The organism is Vibrio sp. SCSIO 43155 (assembly GCF_023716605.1).
In the GTDB taxonomy this organism is placed as follows: Bacteria; Pseudomonadota; Gammaproteobacteria; order Enterobacterales; family Vibrionaceae; genus Vibrio; species Vibrio harveyi.
Genome location: NZ_CP071853.1, coordinates 1,454,276 through 1,472,639, shown reverse-complemented (window position 1 = coordinate 1,472,639; position 18,364 = coordinate 1,454,276). Strand labels below are relative to the sequence as shown.

14 protein-coding genes are annotated in these 18,364 nt (G+C 44.8%); 7 read left to right on the top strand and 7 right to left on the bottom strand.

The window, feature by feature from the left end:
- Nucleotides 1–51: 51 nt before the first annotated feature.
- The 6 genes from J4N44_RS23415 to J4N44_RS23390 form a co-directional block, all read right to left on the bottom strand.
- Complete coding sequence (locus J4N44_RS23415) at nt 52–1,503, bottom strand: phospholipase D family protein (protein WP_252045278.1); 1,452 nt, start codon at nt 1,501–1,503, stop codon at nt 52–54.
- Between the two features lie 101 nt (nt 1,504–1,604).
- On the bottom strand, nt 1,605–3,644 hold the full coding sequence (locus J4N44_RS23410) for a carboxylesterase family protein (RefSeq protein WP_252045277.1): 2,040 nt from the start codon (nt 3,642–3,644) through the stop codon (nt 1,605–1,607).
- Nucleotides 3,645–3,877: 233 nt separating this feature from the next.
- Nucleotides 3,878–5,530, bottom strand: a complete 1,653-nt coding sequence (locus J4N44_RS23405; protein ID WP_252045276.1) for a hypothetical protein — start codon at nt 5,528–5,530, stop codon at nt 3,878–3,880.
- Nucleotides 5,531–5,831: 301 nt separating this feature from the next.
- A complete protein-coding gene (locus tag J4N44_RS23400) occupies nt 5,832–7,187 on the bottom strand; it encodes an FUSC family protein (protein WP_045490949.1) in 1,356 nt (451 codons plus the stop codon).
- A 13-nt stretch (nt 7,188–7,200) separates the two neighbouring features.
- A complete protein-coding gene (locus J4N44_RS23395; RefSeq protein ID WP_005435679.1) occupies nt 7,201–8,061 on the bottom strand; it encodes an HlyD family secretion protein in 861 nt (286 codons plus the stop codon).
- A 10-nt stretch (nt 8,062–8,071) separates the two neighbouring features.
- Nucleotides 8,072–8,284: a DUF1656 domain-containing protein gene (locus J4N44_RS23390; RefSeq protein ID WP_252045275.1), complete on the bottom strand. Its 213-nt coding sequence runs from the start codon at nt 8,282–8,284 to the stop codon at nt 8,072–8,074.
- Nucleotides 8,285–8,710: 426 nt separating this feature from the next.
- On the opposite strand from J4N44_RS23390, the gene aspT reads away from it, so the two are divergent.
- From aspT to J4N44_RS23355, 7 genes are all read left to right on the top strand, one after another.
- Entirely contained in the window at nt 8,711–10,426 is a 1,716-nt protein-coding gene (gene aspT, locus J4N44_RS23385) for an aspartate-alanine antiporter (RefSeq protein WP_031781104.1), read from the top strand.
- 95 nt (nt 10,427–10,521) lie between these two features.
- A complete protein-coding gene (locus J4N44_RS23380; RefSeq protein WP_009703165.1) occupies nt 10,522–12,117 on the top strand; it encodes a bifunctional aspartate transaminase/aspartate 4-decarboxylase in 1,596 nt (531 codons plus the stop codon).
- Nucleotides 12,118–12,242: 125 nt separating this feature from the next.
- Nucleotides 12,243–13,100 carry a pyridoxal kinase PdxY gene (pdxY, locus tag J4N44_RS23375; protein ID WP_009704101.1) on the top strand — a complete coding sequence of 286 codons (858 nt, stop codon included), beginning with the start codon at nt 12,243–12,245 and terminating at the stop codon, nt 13,098–13,100.
- 226 nt (nt 13,101–13,326) lie between these two features.
- Complete coding sequence (locus J4N44_RS23370; RefSeq protein WP_252045274.1) at nt 13,327–14,496, top strand: patatin-like phospholipase family protein; 1,170 nt, start codon at nt 13,327–13,329, stop codon at nt 14,494–14,496.
- 16 nt (nt 14,497–14,512) lie between these two features.
- Entirely contained in the window at nt 14,513–14,941 is a 429-nt protein-coding gene (locus tag J4N44_RS23365) for a hypothetical protein (protein WP_033906184.1), read from the top strand.
- A gap of 142 nt (nt 14,942–15,083) precedes the next feature.
- Nucleotides 15,084–15,995 (top strand): LysR family transcriptional regulator, encoded by a 912-nt coding sequence (locus J4N44_RS23360; RefSeq protein ID WP_045490940.1) that lies wholly within the window; start codon nt 15,084–15,086, stop codon nt 15,993–15,995.
- A gap of 258 nt (nt 15,996–16,253) precedes the next feature.
- The gene (locus tag J4N44_RS23355; RefSeq protein WP_252045273.1) at nt 16,254–17,420 is read left to right on the top strand and encodes a BamA/TamA family outer membrane protein; all 1,167 of its coding nucleotides are present in this window, start codon (nt 16,254–16,256) and stop codon (nt 17,418–17,420) included.
- Between the two features lie 120 nt (nt 17,421–17,540).
- On the opposite strand, the gene J4N44_RS23350 is transcribed toward J4N44_RS23355, so the two are convergent.
- The gene (locus J4N44_RS23350) at nt 17,541–18,197 is read right to left on the bottom strand and encodes an NAD(P)H-dependent oxidoreductase (protein WP_252045272.1); all 657 of its coding nucleotides are present in this window, start codon (nt 18,195–18,197) and stop codon (nt 17,541–17,543) included.
- Nucleotides 18,198–18,364 lie beyond the last annotated feature (167 nt).

Sequence of the window (18,364 nt, the reverse complement as noted above, 5' to 3'; positions counted from 1 at the left end):
TAAAAAGGCTCTCATCCTTGCAGATAGAGAGCCTTTTTAAGTCTTGATTGTTTAGAGTTCGAACTCACCATTCAGTTTCTTGAATATCCAGTTAGGCGCCTTATGCCATCCACCATAGTTTGGATTCTTAGTATGGATTTCATTCATTGATTGCCACTGAGTTTGGTCTTGTCCATCTCGAGATACTCGCCAAAACAGTTCATCTTGTTGTCGAGTTAAGTAGTGCATGACATGTTCTGCAAAGGCTTCGCTTTGGACCAACACACCAAATTCCACATTGAGGAAATCCGATCTTGGGTCGAAGTTTGATGAGCCGATATAAGTCAGCCGATCATCGAGTATCACCGTCTTGTTGTGATAATAAGTATCCGCGCGGAAGTAATGGTCGTCATTTTTCGCTTGGTTTTTGTACTCAAGTATATAAACGCCCTTATCCAACAGGGTTTGGCGGTGCTCCTCGTAATAAGCCGGAATAAAGCCAGAATCATTAGAGGCAGACGAGTTCGTCATTAACGTGATGTCCGCTTTTTGCTCCATCAAGGTATCAATAAAGGCAAATTCACCATCACTCGGTACCACGTAAGGCGTTGAGATCACTGCTTTGGACGCAGAGGTTATTTGTTGCCAAACTTGGTGTTCGGCCCGCTTTCTAAAGTAGGGCTTGTTGTTTTCTAACTTGTTTAATGAGTCGAAAACGGGGGTGACTTGCGCGTTGATGAAGTCGGGACTGGTCAGTTGTTTTACCTGCTTTTCAATTTCAGCCAGAATGATGCTTTTGTCTTTCTCACCTTTATTAAGCGCTTTAGTAAACGCGGAATAGTTTGGGGTAACTTTAACGATGTTTTCTATTGGCGTGACATGCTCGCTGTCCCAAAGTTGTTGGTAGTTCTGGTCGAACGCTCGAATAATGCTGCCTTTGAACAAGACATCCATATCAAAGAAGTTGGCTTTGCGGCTGTAACCAAAATAGTCGTCACCAATGTTGCGTCCACCTACAATCATCCATTGATGGTCGACGTTGAAGTACTTCTCGTGTAGACGGTTGTCCAAACGTTGTTGGTGAGTAGAGAAGTTGACGGCGCGACCAATCCAGCCTGACTTACGTGAATCAAACGGATTGAATAAACGGATTTGAATGTTGTCGTGAGCGCTGAGATCAGCAAGCCATTTCTCGTTAAACACCAATAAATCATCGAGAGTGAGTCGAACTTGCACACCTCTATCTGCTGCTTGTTTGAGTTCATTGAGTAGCATCAAACCAAGCGTGTCATTCTCCCAAGAAAAGTATGTCATATCGATACTTTGCTGAGCATTTCTTACCAGCTCAACGCGACGCGCAAAGGCTTCCGGAGCGGTAGGAATTAAGTAAACTTCGGCTTGATGCTGAGTCGTTTGCCAATTGGCTTCAAAATCCGGTTCAACTTGAGGGTAGGGCTGGGCACAGCCAACCAATAGCACGCTGAAGGTAAAGATCAGCAGAGCGCGAAAGGCGTTAGGAAACATGAGTAAACCTTCCTAATTATGTTCAAGGAATAAGGATGAAAAAAGCCAGCGAACTGGCTTTTAGGTATTTGGTAACGAGTTTTTAGTAACTGAAGATAACGTTACATGTAACTCAGAATCAGCCCAAGTTCCTCTAGACCGTTGAGGCGACCTTGGCGCAGTTTTGGATCGATGCCTGAGTGATGAGCATTGTCCCAGTCTTGTGTGGATTGAATACCGCCATCGTTATCGATCAGCAATACTCGATCAGTCGCGCTGTTGTATTGGAAGTCTTCAAATAAACGCTCGCTAAACCACATACGAGAGAGCTCGTTCATCATTGCTTTGTCTTTGCTACCTGGGCGAACACTTGAACCATCAAGCTTTAATGCCTTATTAAACACAAATGGTAATTCCGATGCATTACAAACGCCCACAATACAACTGATGCTTTTGAGTAAATCACCCACGTCGAGATCGCCATTTTCACCTTTGGTGTTGTAAGTCCATACGTTGAATCCAGGTGTGTAGTCAAAGTAGTAGAAGCTTGGCGTTGATCCTGTTGCTTCTTCAGTTGAAACTTTATGACGGTTTGGACCCGTGAAGAGCAAATCATGCAACGTGGTTTTGAATTGCTGCATGTTTTTGGCCGCGCCATTCAGTTCACTTTCATCGTTAGGGAAGAAGTCAGCCAGAGCAAGTAACTCAGTGGTTGAGTCGGAGTTCCCCAAACCGAAGAACAACTTAGTCATCGCCTCATAAGCGGTGCTAGGCAGCAGTTCCAATAAGTCAGAAATATCGAGTTCAATCGAAGCTGAATCGCTGAGTAATGAACGATATTCAGCGCGTAAACGGTTTAAGTTCGTTTCCGATTCTAGCCACTCCACCATGTATTCGACGATTAAGTTTTCGTCACCACTTTCAATGATTTCTGGCGCCTCTTGGCTCAAGATTTCAATAATAGTTGGGATCAAAAATGTCAGGCTCGGTAGCATGCCCAGAGTATTGCTTTCTGCGCTGTTAGAGCCAATTACCGTCGGTACGATCCATTCACTCTCAATCGCTTGTTCAGTAAAGTGATAGCCTGGTACTTCTTTCACTAGAAACGCTGGTGGGCGATGCTCGATGTAAGGCGCAAATGGCATCAACGTAGCTAATGGGCTGTTGTCGCGTGTTGGACTGATAACCGGAATATTCGCGGCGGTCAGTACCCAGTTCTTAAGACGTTGAATAGGATCAAGCATCTCGCTCTGTACCTTCATAACCTCTTCAAGTGGCAGTAACGCAAGATCTTCAACGCTTTGTTCTGGTTTTTGGCTCTTGGCAACATCGTAACTTTTATATTCAAAGCCGTAAGCGTTGCTTTGCATGATGGCACGTTGAAAGTGCTCACCTGCGATTGCAGCATTGCCTTTTGATTGCTGTAAAATTCCCACCGACATAGCACCTGCACCTTGACCCATGAGTGTCACGTTTTGCGGATTGCCGCCGAATGCCTCTATGTTTTGTTGAACCCATTCAAGCGCGTGTTTTTGATCGCCTAGGCCAAAGTTACCGCCCTCAGGGTTGTCCAAACCATCGACCCAAACACTGCCCAGCAAGCCCAAACGATAGTTAAAAGTAACAGCAATAAACGGGTTACCATCGTCAGCACCTTGTGCAACCACCATATCACCATGAATCAGCGGTTCTGAGCCTGCGCCGTATTCAAAGTCTCCACCGTGAATAAAGACATAAACTGGCAAATCTGCGTACGCTTCTGTCCCGGCAGGTCGCCAAATGTTTAGGTTCAAACAATTTTCTGACTGCGTTTGTGTGGTGGTTTTTAACTGCGGACACGCATCACCGAACTGAGTCGCATCAACATCGCCTTCAAGTGGAGCAACAATGCTGTGCTGAAAGCGGTCTGCTTGCGCAAATTGGATACCTTTGAACGTCTCTACCGCTGCCAGCTTTTCATCCTCATCAAGAGGCGTGATGACAAGGGACTCTTTAGTGGTCTGAATGGTCGCATCACCAATTTCCAAAGAGATTTGTTCTGGTGGTAACGGTTGTAATGGCTCCGGTTCGTAAGGAACGCTAGGTTTGCTTGAATCATCACTACAGGCAGCTAAGGCAAGAGTGATGGTAATGGCTAAAGTTGAACGATTGAGTAAAGTCATTGTTATGTCCAAAAAGTCATTTGGTGCGTACACCGAAAATGTTAAACGGCATCTAACAAGCGACGTCCTGACGCTTTGGTATTAATCCGTGAATGGTTGGATGGCTTGTTGTATTGATGGCTCAAATGGTAGGGCATCGGTGACAGTTTCAATAATCGCCTTTGTAGGATGCAGTCCTACCATCCAATGGCCTACCAATGTGTTATTTCTAAGTGTGTTATCTCTTTGTGCGATTAGAAGCGGTAACCCAAGTTCAAGGTCAGTGAGTCACGTGTTTCGCCTTTGTTGTAAAGCATGGTCAGGTTGTAGTTCTTACCGATTTGCTTATTAAAACCTGTTAGGAATGCCCACTCGTTAAGCTCGACACCGATGTCGTAATCGAACTCGATATCACCGGTTTTTACTCGGCCATCCATACGAGAGTCCAAGCCTTGATATTCAGCACCGACAAAGAACTGGGTACGGTAGTCGACCAACTGATAACCAAGCATCGGTTGAACGGTAACAATGCCGTCACCCCAATCATCCAAGCCTTTTAAACGTGTCTGAGAGTACGTGCCAGTTACAGAAGCAAAGAACTCTTTGTAACCAACCGAGAGTGTTGTGCCGACACCGCGCAAATCGTATTCAAGGTGAATGGGTACGTTCAGTCGCCCGCGATTACATAGGGCAGACAAACCATCACAAAACTTGTCGCCTAAGCCCGGTAGACGATCATTAAGCTTGTCTTTTAGATACTGGCCACCTTCGCCTGTGTATCCCGCATCCACGTTCGCATCGACATTGATTTTGCCGACGTAACCAAACACGTTCCAAAAAGGAAGGATGTTCACGTCACCACGAACACTGAAACTCTCTGCGTTCACAATCCCGACGGTGTCTTCTGGGTCGAATAGGTCGTTTAGACGCACGCCATCAATAGTGAAGTCATTGAATGGGATGTTCATATCTTGGTTACGGTAGGCCATTGACACACCAAACGGCAGAGGCAGATCAATGCCTTGTCGACGCACCATATCGCCCATTAACGGGAAGATACGATCAAGTTTTACACTGGCTTCTTGCATGCGTGGGTCAGAAACTTCGTTCAAGCGTTTCTCATCCAGCACTTGCACACCAAGGTCATCCTCATAGATTGCGACAGGTTTAAGGGTGCTGACCATTTTCAATGGCTTGTTTTTGCTTGAGCCAACAATTTCAGTGTGTTTGCTCGCAATCACAAGTTTGCCAGAATCCAGCTTTTGAAAGCGGATCTCTTGATGGTACGTATCCACCTTGTATTTGTGGTGTGTGAAAGGCTTGTCGTTAGTGATGACCATGCGTTTTGGCTCACCGTTAACGAGTTCAATATCGACGCTTAAGAAACGAAAATAGGCGATGTCTTGTGGAAGCCCGTATTTTGAGTAATTGAAGCTGACAATGACATTGCCGTTTTGATCTTCTTTTGCTCGTACCGATGAAGAATCAAAGCTCTCTGCGTAATTACGCAGACGATATTCTGTGCGTGTGAAGGCTTCGATTTCATCCAACACTTTTTCGTTCTTATCCAGCTCTTCAGGGTTGTATTTGATGCGTAGATCAATATTGCCCTTGCTGTCGGTGTTTTTTACAAGGAACACCGAAGAATCACGTACCTCGTTGCCGATTTGAACGGTTCGGTGAGCATGCTCTACCAAGTGCTCGCCTTGCACTAGTGAACTGATGGCCAGTTTCGGTAGATCATGGCTGATACCGTATTTGTCGAAGAGCTGGCGACCTTGTTCCATGACTTCGTTGTAAGTTGTCTCTTCTGCGGCGAAGCTAAAAGTGGGGGTAGTAAGCATTAGTGCGCTCGCTAGCACAGTAAGAGAAGATGTCTTGCTAGCGCGTATTTCAAAAAAACTCATGACGATTTCCACTCTGAATAGCCTCAAACCTTCGAGACTCAGACAGTTAATGTGTCACTGAACTTCTTGTTCAGTTAGATAGATGTGTTTGCTGTGATTGATGTTGTGAATGCAGCGTTTTTAATTGCATTTCGTAAATCAATGAGAGGATTTTATGGGGGGGAGAGAAATCCCGTTAATCGCTTTTGATGGATACTATCCTCGCTTTATGAATGAGGCAGGAATAGGGCAGCGAACAAAGCAAAAAGCCCCGCAGAGCAAAAGCAATGCAGGGCTTTAGTTTCAAGAACGGAGGTGACACTTAGGCCGTGACGCGAACACGGAACAGATCGGTAAACAACTTGGCAATCATCAAAATGATCATAATGTTTACCAGCATCAGCAATGGCGTTTCAATTCGATACGCTGGGGTTAAGTTGAGCGCACCCGATGTCAAAACAACCAATAAGTTAATGCCTAGAATTCTATGTACCATCAGTTTTGGTGTGGAAAAGACCTTCCAAATCACGATGATGTTGATGAAGTAGAATAAGGCAAGTTGCCATAGCTCGGTCATCATTGGCATTAAGAAAATGTATTGCAGAAGGATTACCGTCCCCGTGCCTATTACTCCAAAAAAAGCATCCTTAATAATGCTCGGAGGCATGGTAGGAACGAGAGATGAGAATACACCGGCCAGCATAGGGAAAATGAACCCTCCGGGCACAGGAAGGTAAATCCAGATCAACAGCGACGTCACGAACATGGAGACACCTTGCAGTACCTTTCTTCTGTCTTCATTCAAATGCTGGATGAAGGTTCGATGCTCATGATGCCAAATAGTATTGTTATCGCCTAGCATGACAAAAGGGACGTCGCCAATTAACGATGTACTTGGCTTTTTAATATCAAAGCTTTGAAGTTGCTGTGCTAACGTCGGCCAATCAAGCTCATTACGTTGCGTCTTATCGGCTTGTTCTAGCAATCGGTCTTGGAGCTGTGCCATCTCATTTAAACGCGCGCGCCATAGCTGACGATGCTCTTTTAAATGGTAGCTACCAGTGAGCGGCAAGCTGATCAGTTGGAACAGTTTCTCTATGTTAGTCGTATTGGTTTCCAGTGCTTCGATATCAATGTGGTGAGGGTTATTCATGGCGTTAAGCATTGCCTCACGGCTTGTCTCAAAACGCTGGACGAAGTTTTGTTCCGTGTTTACTGGCCACACTAAGCGATACACAACCGAAAAGGTGATCACACCAAGAATCGTCTCCTGCATACGAAGGACGGCGAAGTGAAATGTTGCTTGATTATCAAAGCCCCCCATACAGGCGACAATTGAGCACACGGCAAAACCGATCGTAAACACATAGCCGTACTTCTCGTCGCTCGACATAAATATGCACACACCCAAAAACAAGGTGAAGAAGGTGAGGAACAAAAAGCGGTCTTGAGAGAACATCGCGATAAGAAAGAAGGCATAACCGATGCCCAATAAGGTTCCCAGCAATCGGTTATTACCTTTGTTTATCGAGTGTGCGAAGCTTTCGTTCAATGCCATCACCGCGACCGCAATTGCCGCCCAGTAAGGTTTCTCCCATTGAAACCATAAGGCAAGGCAGATCGCGATAACGATAGAGAGCGCAGCTTTGATCGCTTCTTTGGTAGAGGCGCTGAACATAACAATCACCGAATTATTTAATGATTTTGATAGAAGCCGTCATACCCACGCGAAGTTGCAGATCGTCTGGCAGTTCATCCAGTTTTACTTTGATGGGAATACGTTGAGCCAATCGAATCCACTGGAAGTTCGGATTGACGTTTGGCAGGAGATCGTTGCCTGTGCTGCCATCTTGCTTTGCAATACCGTAGCCGATGCTTTTGATTTCACCTTTTAGTTGCACATCGTTGTGCATCATCAAGGTTACGTAAGCGGTATCTTCAGGATTGACGCCTACCAGATCTGTCTCTTTGAAGTAACCTTCTATCCAGAAGCTGTCTTCATCAATTAAGGCAACGACCGGAGAGTTGGCGACCACTTGAGAACCGACGCGTAAGTTCAAATTAGTGATGTAACCATTCGTTGGTGCATAAACCTTGGTGTAATCAAGGTTCAGTTTGGCTTCCTCTACATTGGCTTTCGCAAGTTCCACGTTGGCAACCGCCGTTTCTACCGCATTGTTTAGGTTGTTCAATGTCAGTACTGGTACCGCGCCTGGGGTGCGTTTTTCTAACTTAAGTGCTCGCTGCTCTTCGTTTTTTGCTTTTGCTAACAGAGCGACCGCTTGCTTTTGAGTCGCCAACGCTTTGTGGTATGCCGCTTTATAGATGCTTGGGTCGATCTCAAACAGTAAATCGCCTTGTTTCACTTGAGAGTTGTCTTCAACATACACGTTAATGACTTGTCCTGTCACACGCGGCGTGATTGAGACAATGTATGCACTGACTTGACCGTCTCGTGTCCAAGGGCTGCTTGAGTACGACTGGTAATAGCTGAAAATCACACTGCCAGCGGCACAAAGCAGTAGCAATGTGATGAGATAACGTTTAATCACGGGGTTTGCCTCAAAAGATGGTAATGAATTGACCAATAACGCCAGTAAAAATCACAATTAGACTCAGCTCTGCGAGTGCAGGAAATGCAACGTATTTGTGGATACCCAGTTTTGTAGCAACGGTTCCGACCAAAATGGTGAGCATGTAAGCCAATGCAATAACCAGCAACAAGGGTGGGAAGTAAACTTCGCCCCACACAAGTTCATGTGGCATTGAGTTCATGGTGTTTTTCTCTATTAACTTGATGAATGGAAAGATAAGGCAAATGATGGCATCCGTGATAATCGCTTTTGGAGGATCTAATCCATCAAACGAAAGGTGCTATGCGCTATATAGAGGGAATGATGCAACCAAATCGTTTTTTGGAGAGCGAAAACAAAAATAAAATTATTTTGCGATTTATTTGATGTTCATTGCAGAACGCTAAGTTATTAAATTTTCGACAATTATTTTTCAATGTTTGCGTTTGAATATGCGAAGTGATGGTTTCGTCCTTCAAATGGGATTACGAGTTGTGAGTTTTTGTTCCTAATATTCGCTTCGAAGCAAACGAGATGCTTTTTAAATTAAATAATCCAACAAATATGAGTGACAGATTATTCGTTAGATTATTTGAGTTTTATATTTATTAATAAGAGTAAAATTGTCATGGAAATTATTTCTAACCTTTTTGACATGGCACCATTTGTTGCTCTCTTTATTACGCTCTCTCTCGGTTATATGGTTGGTAAAATTACCATTGGTCGATTTGTTCTTGGCGGTGTTGCCGGAACATTATTAATGGGTGTAATTATTGGGCAATTTGGTGTTCATATTGATCCCGGCGTAAAAAGCATTTTCTTTGCGCTCTTTATTTACGCAGTAGGGTATCAAGGTGGTGCGCAGTTCTTCAAAGCATTGAACTTTAGAACCATCAACATTCTACTTTCTGCCGTGGTTATGACGGTTTCAGGTCTGCTTTGTGTGTTAGCGGCAGCTTGGATGTTTGATCTAGACAGAGGTACGGCAGCAGGTCTTGCAGCTGGTGGTTTGACTCAATCGGCAATTATCGGTACAGCGGGTGATGCGATCGCACGTCTTGGTGGTGTGACAGAAGAAGCGAAACACCTAATGCAGACCAACGTCGCAGTAGGCTACGCAGTTACGTACATCTTTGGTTCGCTTGGTCCAATTCTTATGGTGACATGGGTATTCCCAACACTGATGAAGTGGGATATCCGAGCAGAAGCGATTGCTCTAGAAGAGAAAAACTCAAATGGTAAGCGCGATCTAGCGCCGGGTGAATTCAACGCAGTAACCGCGCTGGTTACACGAGCATTTAAAGTGAGCAAAGATGGCGGGCTAGCAGGCAAAACCCTAGCTCAGTTAAACCAACACGCTCTAGCTGCTTGTATTGAATTGATTCAACGTGATGGCAAAGTGCTAGAAGTGGACAAATTCACAGCACTGAAAGAAGGGGATGTCATTGTTGTAACAGGTCGTCGTAATGCGGTACATCAGCTGCAAGATGGTTTGGCTGACAATGAGATTGCACTTCCAGAAGGCTATGAAGTTATTGAAGAAAACCGTCAACTGATCGCAGACAACCGCAAACTGATTGGTAAGTCGCTGCAAGAGATCAAAGAGGCTTCGAATCAAGGTTCAATGCGCGGTATTTATGTGACGGATTACATTCGTGAAGGCAGCTCTATCGAAATGACACCGGATCTTGTGGTGAAGAAAAACGACGTCATCCAGCTTACAGGTACAGCAAAAGACATTAATCGCGTTGAGAAAAACATCGGTCAACGCATGGGCTCTGCAACCATGACGGACTTTATTGTGCTTGGTATGGGTATGGTGCTTGGTCTATTGATTGGTCTCATCAGCTTTAAGATTGCAGGTATTCCCGTCACCATCGGTTCTGGTGCAGGTTGTTTGATCTCAGGTTTGATCGTCGGTTGGTTGCGTAGCCGCAATCCCCACGTTGCTCAGTTCCCAGAAGGTGCGGCGAACTTCATTCGAGATTTCGGTTTGGCAGCATTTGTGGGCATTGTTGGCCTAGAGGCAGGCCCTCAAGCGGTCGACACCATCAAAGAACACGGTATGTCTCTGTTGTTCCTTGGTATGGCTGTGACCATTATTCCTCAGTTTATTTCGTTCTTCTTCTCATACTTTGTATTGAAGATTAAGAACCCAGTTGAAGCACTAGGTTGTGTTACAGGTGGACGAAGTGCGAACCCAGCATTCGCGGCTTTAATGGAAAAAACAGGCAACGCAACGCCAGTATTCTCATTCACAGTGACTTATGCAGTGGCTAATGTACTGCTTACCCTATGGGGTCCAATTATTGTCGGCATTATTACTTTAAACGCAGGCATGTAATTTAAATAAATTCGAACACGCTTATCGCCTAATTAAATAGGCGATAGGGGAAGTATTATCCAAATTTCATTAAATAATAGATTCAGGTAAATATTATGACTACGCAAAACACAACAATTGATTTTTCAAAATTTGCAGATTTAAGCCCATTTGAATTAAAAGATAAACTTATTGAAGTGGCACAAACTGTTCCTGACCGCGCCTTATTAGATGCTGGTCGTGGTAACCCTAACTTTCTAGCGACGCTACCACGTAAAGCGTTCATTCGTTTGGGTGAATTCGCAGTATTGGAAGCTGAGCGCACTTACTCATACCTAGATGGTGGCTTCGGTGGCATTCCTGATGGTGTGGGCATTGTTGAGCGCTTCGACACGTTTGCAAACGACAATAAGAAAGACCAAGGCGTGCAGTTCTTGGAAAAGTCGTTGAGCTACGCAAAAGACCGTTTGGGTCTAGAGAAACAAGCATTCTTGAATGAACTGGTTAACGCATACCTTGCATGTAACTACCCAGTGCCACCACGTATGTTGACGAACATCGAAACCGTTGTGAAGCAATACATTGCAGAAGAGATGTACGGCCCAATGCCAATGACAACAGACTTCGATCTGTTTGCAACTGAAGGCGGTACAGCGTCTATGACGTACACCTTCCAAACTATGTTCAACAACGGTCTATTAAAGAAAGGTGACAAGGTTGCGCTAATCACTCCAATCTTTACGCCGTACCTAGAGATCCCAGAGCTTAGTGAATACGAACTGGAAATCGTTGAGCTACGTCTGGATGAGACAACATGGCAACTGCCGATGTCTGAAATCGAAAAACTTGCAGATACAGACATCAAACTGCTTTGTGTCGTGAACCCAGCAAACCCAGCGTCGGTGAAGTTCTCGGACGAAACTCTGGATAACCTATCAAACTTCGTAAACAACGAACGTAGCGACCTGTTCATTGTGACTGACGATGTATACGGCACATTTGCGGACGACTTTGTCTCACTGTTCGCGAAATTGCCATACAACACGCTTTGTGTTTACTCGTTCTCTAAGTACTTCGGTGCAACAGGCTGGCGTTTAGGCTCGATTGCGATTCAACACAACAACGTGTTTGACGATGCAATGCGCAGCCTTCCTGAAGCGCGTCAACTTGAGTTGGACGATCGTTACAAAACGCTGACTCCGGAACCTCGTGAGATTAAGTTTATTGACCGTATCGTAGCAGACAGCCGCAGCGTAGCGCTTAACCACACAGCAGGTTTGTCTCTTCCTCAACAAGTTCAAATGGCGTTGTTCTCATTGAACTGCTTGATGGACTCAGAACAAAACTACAAAGAAGCATGTAAACGCATCATCCGCGAGCGTTACAAAACTCTGTACAAAAACATGGGTGTAGAAATTGAAGAAAACAAAGATCGTGTGGACTACTACACACTGCTTGAGCTCGACACTTTGGGCGGCAAATTGTACGGACCAGCCTTCGTTGAATGGTTCAAAGCGAGCGAGAAGGGCAAAGACTTCCTGTTCCGCCTTGCACATGAAACCGGCGTTATCCTACTTCCAGGCCAAGGCTTCGATGTAGTGCACGCATCAGTTCGAGTTTCATTAGCAAACCTTACTCACCACGAATACGAGCTTATCGGTCGTGCAACACGCAAAGTGTTGGATGAGTACTTTGCTGAGTTCCAAGGCTAATTAATCCAGCCTGACTAAGAATAAGCCTCGGCGTTGTCGAGGCTATTCCGACCAAATAAGCACAGTGCGCGGCATTGTGTTTATTTAGTCGCCAAGCTAACAAACTTCCCAATTAAGAGTGACTTATGAAAAGCATTATTTCTATTCAATCTCATGTGGTTTATGGCCACGCAGGAAACAGTTCTGCAGTCTTCCCAATGCAGAGAATGGGGCTTGAAGTCTGGCCAATTCACACGGTTCAGTTCTCAAATCATACGCAATACCAACAAGGCTGGACGGGACAACGATTCGGCTCTGACGATATTCGTTCATTAATGCGCGGTTTGGACAATATTGAAAAGCTCAGTGAATGCGGTGCGGTACTATCCGGTTATCAAGGCAGCGCAGAGCAATGCCGCGCCGTCGCTGAAGCCGTCAGTTTAGTTAAATCGCGTAACCACAGCGCGCTTTACGTGTGCGACCCAGTGATGGGTGATCCAGATAAAGGCTGCATTGTAGAGGATGGCGTCAAAGAAGCGATCAGCCATAGTTTGTTGCCCATCGCTGATGTGATTGTTCCAAACCAGTTTGAACTGAGTGAGCTAACGGGCGTGAAAATTGACTCCCTTTATGATGCGGTCACTGCATGCAAAAAAGCCCTAGAGCTGGGACCAAAGATGGTATTGGTGAAACACCTGCATGCGCTAACAGATGATGCCTTCAGTATGATCTTAGCGACACCGAAAGCGTGTTATTTAGCTCAGCGTCCAAGTATTGATTTTGACCAGCAACCAGTGGGCGTTGGGGATTTGATTTCTGCAATTTTCACTTCTTGTTTGGTGAAGAAGATGTCTCCTGTCGCAGCATTTCGTCATGCACACAATGCGGTTTATGGCGTATTAGAGATCACCAAAGGCTATGGCACATGGGAACTGCAGACGATCAACGGCCAATATGAATTTGTCGAACCCACTCATGAGTTCAATGTCGTGAAAATCGCCTAGTACTAAGGCGCAGATGGATGCGTACAGTGACGACTAGAAGTTAGGCACGGCGTTACAAAATCTGTGCGTTATTGCATTGATGGATAGCGTCCTACATCTGCGATTAACGCGTTTTGATGCGTCTAGCTATAGTAACTCCACACAACGAAACGGACTTCATTTTGACCCAATTAACTTCAAACTGAGTCTCTGGTCATACGCCAGAGAACATTAAATGAGACTGACTATGAATCGTTTAATTTCCTCTGGTGTAACGATAGCACTCTCGCTTTTGATAGCGGCTTGCAGTTCACCTCATACGCTGGATGTCCGCGTTTCTCCAAGCAACTACAAAGACGTTGAAATCGCAAATTCAACACCGAAAGAACCGCTTCGAATGTGGGCCAATGAAGCGCCTGATTTCCTTTATTCGGCACACAATCAAACCACACCAATCAAAGTAGAAGGTGAACAGCTCAATATTTTGGCCTTATCGGGTGGTGGCGTAAACGGCGCGTATGGTGCTGGCGTTTTGATGGGCTTACAGGAAAAGAGTGAGCTGAAAGACTACGCCATCATTACCGGCATCAGCGCAGGTGCGTTAATTGCGCCATTTGTTTTCATCGGTGGTGATGCAATGCCAAAGATGAAAGAGGTCATGCTCAACATCAACGACAAAAGCGTTCTGGGTAAAAAGAACTTTTTAAACACACTGTTTAAGGATGCGTTTACTGATGGCGAGAACCTTTATGACTTCATTGCGGATGCTTACCCTGAGCCAATGATTGAGGCGATGGCACAGCAACATCGCAATGGTAAACGCCTCTTTATCGGCAGTACCCATTTTGATTCAGGTGAATTAGTAATTTGGAACATCGGCGCGATTGCGAACAGCGACTTAGCGGACAAATCAGAATTGATCTACAAAGTGCTTGCCGCAAGTGCATCGATCCCAGGTGTTTTCCCTCCACAATTTATCGATGTTGAACATGATGGGGAGACACTTGAAGAGTTACACGTAGATGGTGGTCTCGCAGCGCAGGTGTTCTTTAATCCGTCTAACTTCAACTATCAACAAATTTCAGAGGCTCTGGGGTTAGAAAAAGCACCTCAGTTGGATGTGATTCGCAATGGTGCTTTGAAAGCACCGTACCGACCACTAAAAGACAAAGGTTTGGACTTGGTATCGAAAAGTGTCTCAAGCCTTACGTTAGCGCAAACTCGTGGTGATCTCTATCGAATGAAATACATCAGTGAAATCAACGATATTGAGATGCAGTTTACTTACATCGACCAAGACTTCGGATACGCCAAAGTGACGAAAGACATGTTCGACCAACATTACTTGCTAACGATTTACGAATATGGATTCAAAAAAGCCACCCAAGGACAACTTTGGGTGACTGAACTCCCTTAATACAGGAAAAAACACAATGAAAAAAGCCGTTCTAACGTTAATGATGCTCACTGCTTCTGCGACTGCATTTGCACAAAGTGGTGCTCACCTTGACCAGCAAAAAGTCGACAGCGACATGCAGCAACTGTCTGCCATTAAAGAAGAAGGTGCAGCCTTCATCATGATTGATGAGAACTCGAGTTACGTGGCGGTCGAGTACGTGGGTAAGTGGGAAGAGATCAACAACTATGTCTCACACAAAGAAGCAAAGCAACGCAAATTGGAAAAAGTGAACAAGCAGTTTGTGTATTCGCAAACGGGTGAAACGCTAACGTCATTAGAACAGAAGATCGTTGACCATATTCAAGCCGATCAACCCAAGTATTTTAGTGTGGATGTTTACCGCGATTATCATGGTGACTCGGGTGAATTTAACTATTTGGCTCGCGTTGTTGAGTACAACTAAGATGGAAGAAACCTACTGACTTTAGTAGGTTTTTTTATGTCGTCGAGAAGGAATTCAAACGCAGCTTGTTACCGTTACCGAGTAGCAATTCTACTATCTTGTGATAATTTAATTAGATAACTCTAAAAAGTAAGCACAACCTATGAATTTTAGCTTTGAACAACTTCTCGCGTTCGTGACCGTTTATGAACAGCTTTCATTTAGTAAGGCGGCGGTCAAACTCAATAAGCACCGAACCACAATAGGGCAGGTAATTACCAATCTTGAAGACCAACTTGCGGTTAACTTGTTTGAACGAGTCGGTCGTTCGGTAGAGCCAACAGAAGATGGTCACCATCTGTACCACTATGCTAAACAAACCATCGAACAGGCTCGTACTTTCGATAAAGTCGCACTGAGTCTTTCTTACGGTGGATTAGAAAGCGTTAATATCGCCTATTCTAGTGTGATTCCGCATCGTGCTTTGGTTGAAATTCGCCAGCAGTTGTTACGTGACTTTCCGTTAATGCGAGTGAACTTCTTTGTCCGGAATAAACAGGACATCAAAAAAGGGATCGCTAGTGGTGAGTTCCACTTCGGTATCGTGAATGTTCATGATAGTCAGGCGATGCACAGTTTTGATGCCACCTTCCTTGGGCATTTCGAGTTTTTCCCTTTTGCACAAAAAGGTGGAGAGTTGTCTAAGTTGAAGAAAGATGAAGTCTTAACCGCATTGAAAAGCAGCAAGCAATTTGTCTTACGCTCATTTATCGAAGAAGGCATGGCGGAGAAGATCATCGTTAGCTCTGATAACGAAGAAGTTGATCAGCTTGCCCTCGTGATAAAAATGGTCGAAGCGGGCTTGGGGTGGGCGTTACTGCCTAAAACCTTTGCTAACACTGAGTTTGCCAACCATTCAATTGAACCTGTCGAATCTGCCGAGATGCTTGAAGGGTTCAAGTTTGGTTTTGCACTATGGTGTCCACACTCCAAACAGATTGGTGATATCAAGCAATCGCTGATGACCGTGATAAATAACTATCGCCAGCGATTCGAAGACAGCCATCGTCGTTGATTCCAAAGACTCATTTCATTCCAACAAGGCTCATTTCGAGCCTTGTTTTCGTTTTATCTGACTCGAAATATCCGGCTAGAAGTTTTGAAGGATCACACCCTCTATACGAGAGTATGGGATATCACTATTTTGCCTTAATCTAGCCTTGCGAATGGGGTCACCCAGAGCAAAAAGTGTTTTATCTATATGTCTGCTGCACGGATGCAGAATTTTCAGCCGGGTCGTTACTGCCCGGCTTTTTTTATCTGAGGATTTATTATGAATCGCCAACGCCAAGGTGCGTTACTTTCTACATCCGTTTTATTGGCATTTCCATCTTTCGCCTCATTCTATGACCCAATTGACGGACAATTTGATATGGGGCATTACATCGCAGAAAACGCCCACGGATTTTTGCCTATTCCCATTTTGATTACTGAACCTGCCGTTGGTTATGGTGGTGGAGTTGCAGGACTGTTTCTCCATGAAACCGAAGAAGAGAAAAACAAGCGCAAGCAAGCGGCACTAGATGCGATTGATGGTGGTGCACAACTTGTTCCTGCTGCAATGACCGTTGCTGGCGCTTTAGGGACAGAAAATGGCACATGGTTTGTCTTTGGGGGACATCGTCATTCATGGCTCAATGATCGTGTTCGTTACATCGGTGTTGGTGGCTTTGGGGTTGCAAATCTGGACTTGTATAAACAGTTATCGTTTGGCCCAATTCAAAAAGACTTAAGATTTGGCACCACCACCTCGGTTGCCGCACTCTCACAAAAGGTGCAAGTGCGCATTGCAGACACGCCTATCATGGTTGGCGTAAAACAGTTATTGGCAAAGTCTAAGGTTGAGTCGGACATCAAACTCGTTGAAACCATCATGGAACTGACATTAGGGGACGAGAATTTCACATCGGGTTTGGGATTAGAGCTGGAATACGACACAAGAGATAACCTCTTTTTTCCAACCAAAGGCGCTAGGATCAGTGCCGATTATATGTTCTACGATGATGCCATCGGCAGTGATTACAACTATCGTAATCTCAATCTCGAAGGGGAAGGTTTCATTCCTTTGACTGAGAAATGGACACTTGGTTTAGCAGGAAACTATCAGCGCTTCGAACAAGATGACTTATTTGTGTCTCCAACGGCAAAGCCTTATGTTTCGCTTCGCGGTGTCTCTTCTTACCGCTATCAAGGGGATGAAATCGAAACGCTACAAGGTCAGCTCACCTACAGCATTACTCATCGTTGGAAAGTCTCTGCTTTTTATGGCGAAGGCAAAGCGATTCAAAAAGAGTCTGAAGAAAAGGAAAACAGAGTAAAAGCGGGTGGCGTCGGTTTTCGTTATCAGATCGCTCGTCGCTATGGGTTGCACTTAGGAATGGACTACGCGATAAGCGATGAAGAAAGCGCAATCTACGTCAATGTAGGCAGTGGATTTTAGACAAAAAAAGAGCCGTACTCTTAGACTTAGAAACTAAGAAGTACGGCTCTTTCAATTTGAACAATGATTTAGATAGCTAAGCTCTAGGCTAGGAACCAAGGAGCTAGGAGACGAGACTCATTAAAGAGTAGTAATTACGTCATCCATGTTTAGACGCGCTTTTGGTAGACCGTGGTTGTAGTCTTCGCCGTCTTTGTGGTAGCCGATTGCTAGTGCAACCTCACATACGTGACCGTCTAGTTCTGCTTTGAACTCTTCGCCGATCAGCGTTGGGTCAACACCTTCCATTGGAGTAGAGTCGATACCTAGACGCGCTAGTGTGTGCAGTAGGTTACCAAGCGCGATGTAAACTTGCGCTTTCGTCCAACCGCCGTTGTAGCCGTTCTCATCTGTGTTTGCTTCAGCAAATGCGTAAGCACCCATGAACATGTCGTACATGTCTGCTGGTAGGTGACCAGAAGTCACTTCAGCATCAACACGCTTCGCGAATTTCTCTTTAGTGAATTGTGGATCGTACGCTAGCAGAATAGTGTGAGATGCTGCTTTAGCGTGCGGTTGGTTGAACTGGTGCATGTTAGCAAACGTGTCGTGGAAACGCTGTTTCGCTTCGTCGCTCTCAATTACGATGAATTTCCAAGGCTGAGAGTTGATAGAAGACGCAGATAGGCGGATTGCTTCTTTGATGATTGCCATATCTTCTTGAGAGATGCGTTTCTCTTCGTCGTATTTTTTAGCTGTGTAACGATTGTTTAGGTCTGTAATGATTTGATGAGACACGTTTATATCCTCTTAATATTATTAGACAAATGAGGATGCGCTTAGCATCGACAACCATGCGTACCTCGAAAGTGAGTCCATAATATCGACTTTTATCGAATTGATAATACGTGTTTCGTTTAAATCACTTTCTATTTTTTATTGAAAATCGAATTTGAACGGCTGAA

Excerpts from the sequence above, each read along its gene's own strand:
- J4N44_RS23415 (WP_252045278.1), bottom strand. The coding sequence starts at position 1,503 with ATGTTTCCTAACGCCTTTCGCGCTCTGCTGATCTTTACCTTCAGCGTG.
- J4N44_RS23355 (WP_252045273.1), top strand. The coding sequence starts at position 16,254 with ATGAATCGCCAACGCCAAGGTGCGTTACTTTCTACATCCGTTTTATTG.
- aspT (WP_031781104.1), top strand. The coding sequence starts at position 8,711 with ATGGAAATTATTTCTAACCTTTTTGACATGGCACCATTTGTTGCTCTC.
- J4N44_RS23380 (WP_009703165.1), top strand. The coding sequence starts at position 10,522 with ATGACTACGCAAAACACAACAATTGATTTTTCAAAATTTGCAGATTTA.
- J4N44_RS23400 (WP_045490949.1), bottom strand. The coding sequence starts at position 7,187 with ATGTTCAGCGCCTCTACCAAAGAAGCGATCAAAGCTGCGCTCTCTATC.
- J4N44_RS23360 (WP_045490940.1), top strand. The coding sequence starts at position 15,084 with ATGAATTTTAGCTTTGAACAACTTCTCGCGTTCGTGACCGTTTATGAA.
- J4N44_RS23370 (WP_252045274.1), top strand. The coding sequence starts at position 13,327 with ATGAATCGTTTAATTTCCTCTGGTGTAACGATAGCACTCTCGCTTTTG.
- pdxY (WP_009704101.1), top strand. The coding sequence starts at position 12,243 with ATGAAAAGCATTATTTCTATTCAATCTCATGTGGTTTATGGCCACGCA.
- J4N44_RS23410 (WP_252045277.1), bottom strand. The coding sequence starts at position 3,644 with ATGACTTTACTCAATCGTTCAACTTTAGCCATTACCATCACTCTTGCC.
- J4N44_RS23390 (WP_252045275.1), bottom strand. The coding sequence starts at position 8,284 with ATGAACTCAATGCCACATGAACTTGTGTGGGGCGAAGTTTACTTCCCA.
- J4N44_RS23365 (WP_033906184.1), top strand. The coding sequence starts at position 14,513 with ATGAAAAAAGCCGTTCTAACGTTAATGATGCTCACTGCTTCTGCGACT.
- J4N44_RS23405 (WP_252045276.1), bottom strand. The coding sequence starts at position 5,530 with ATGAGTTTTTTTGAAATACGCGCTAGCAAGACATCTTCTCTTACTGTG.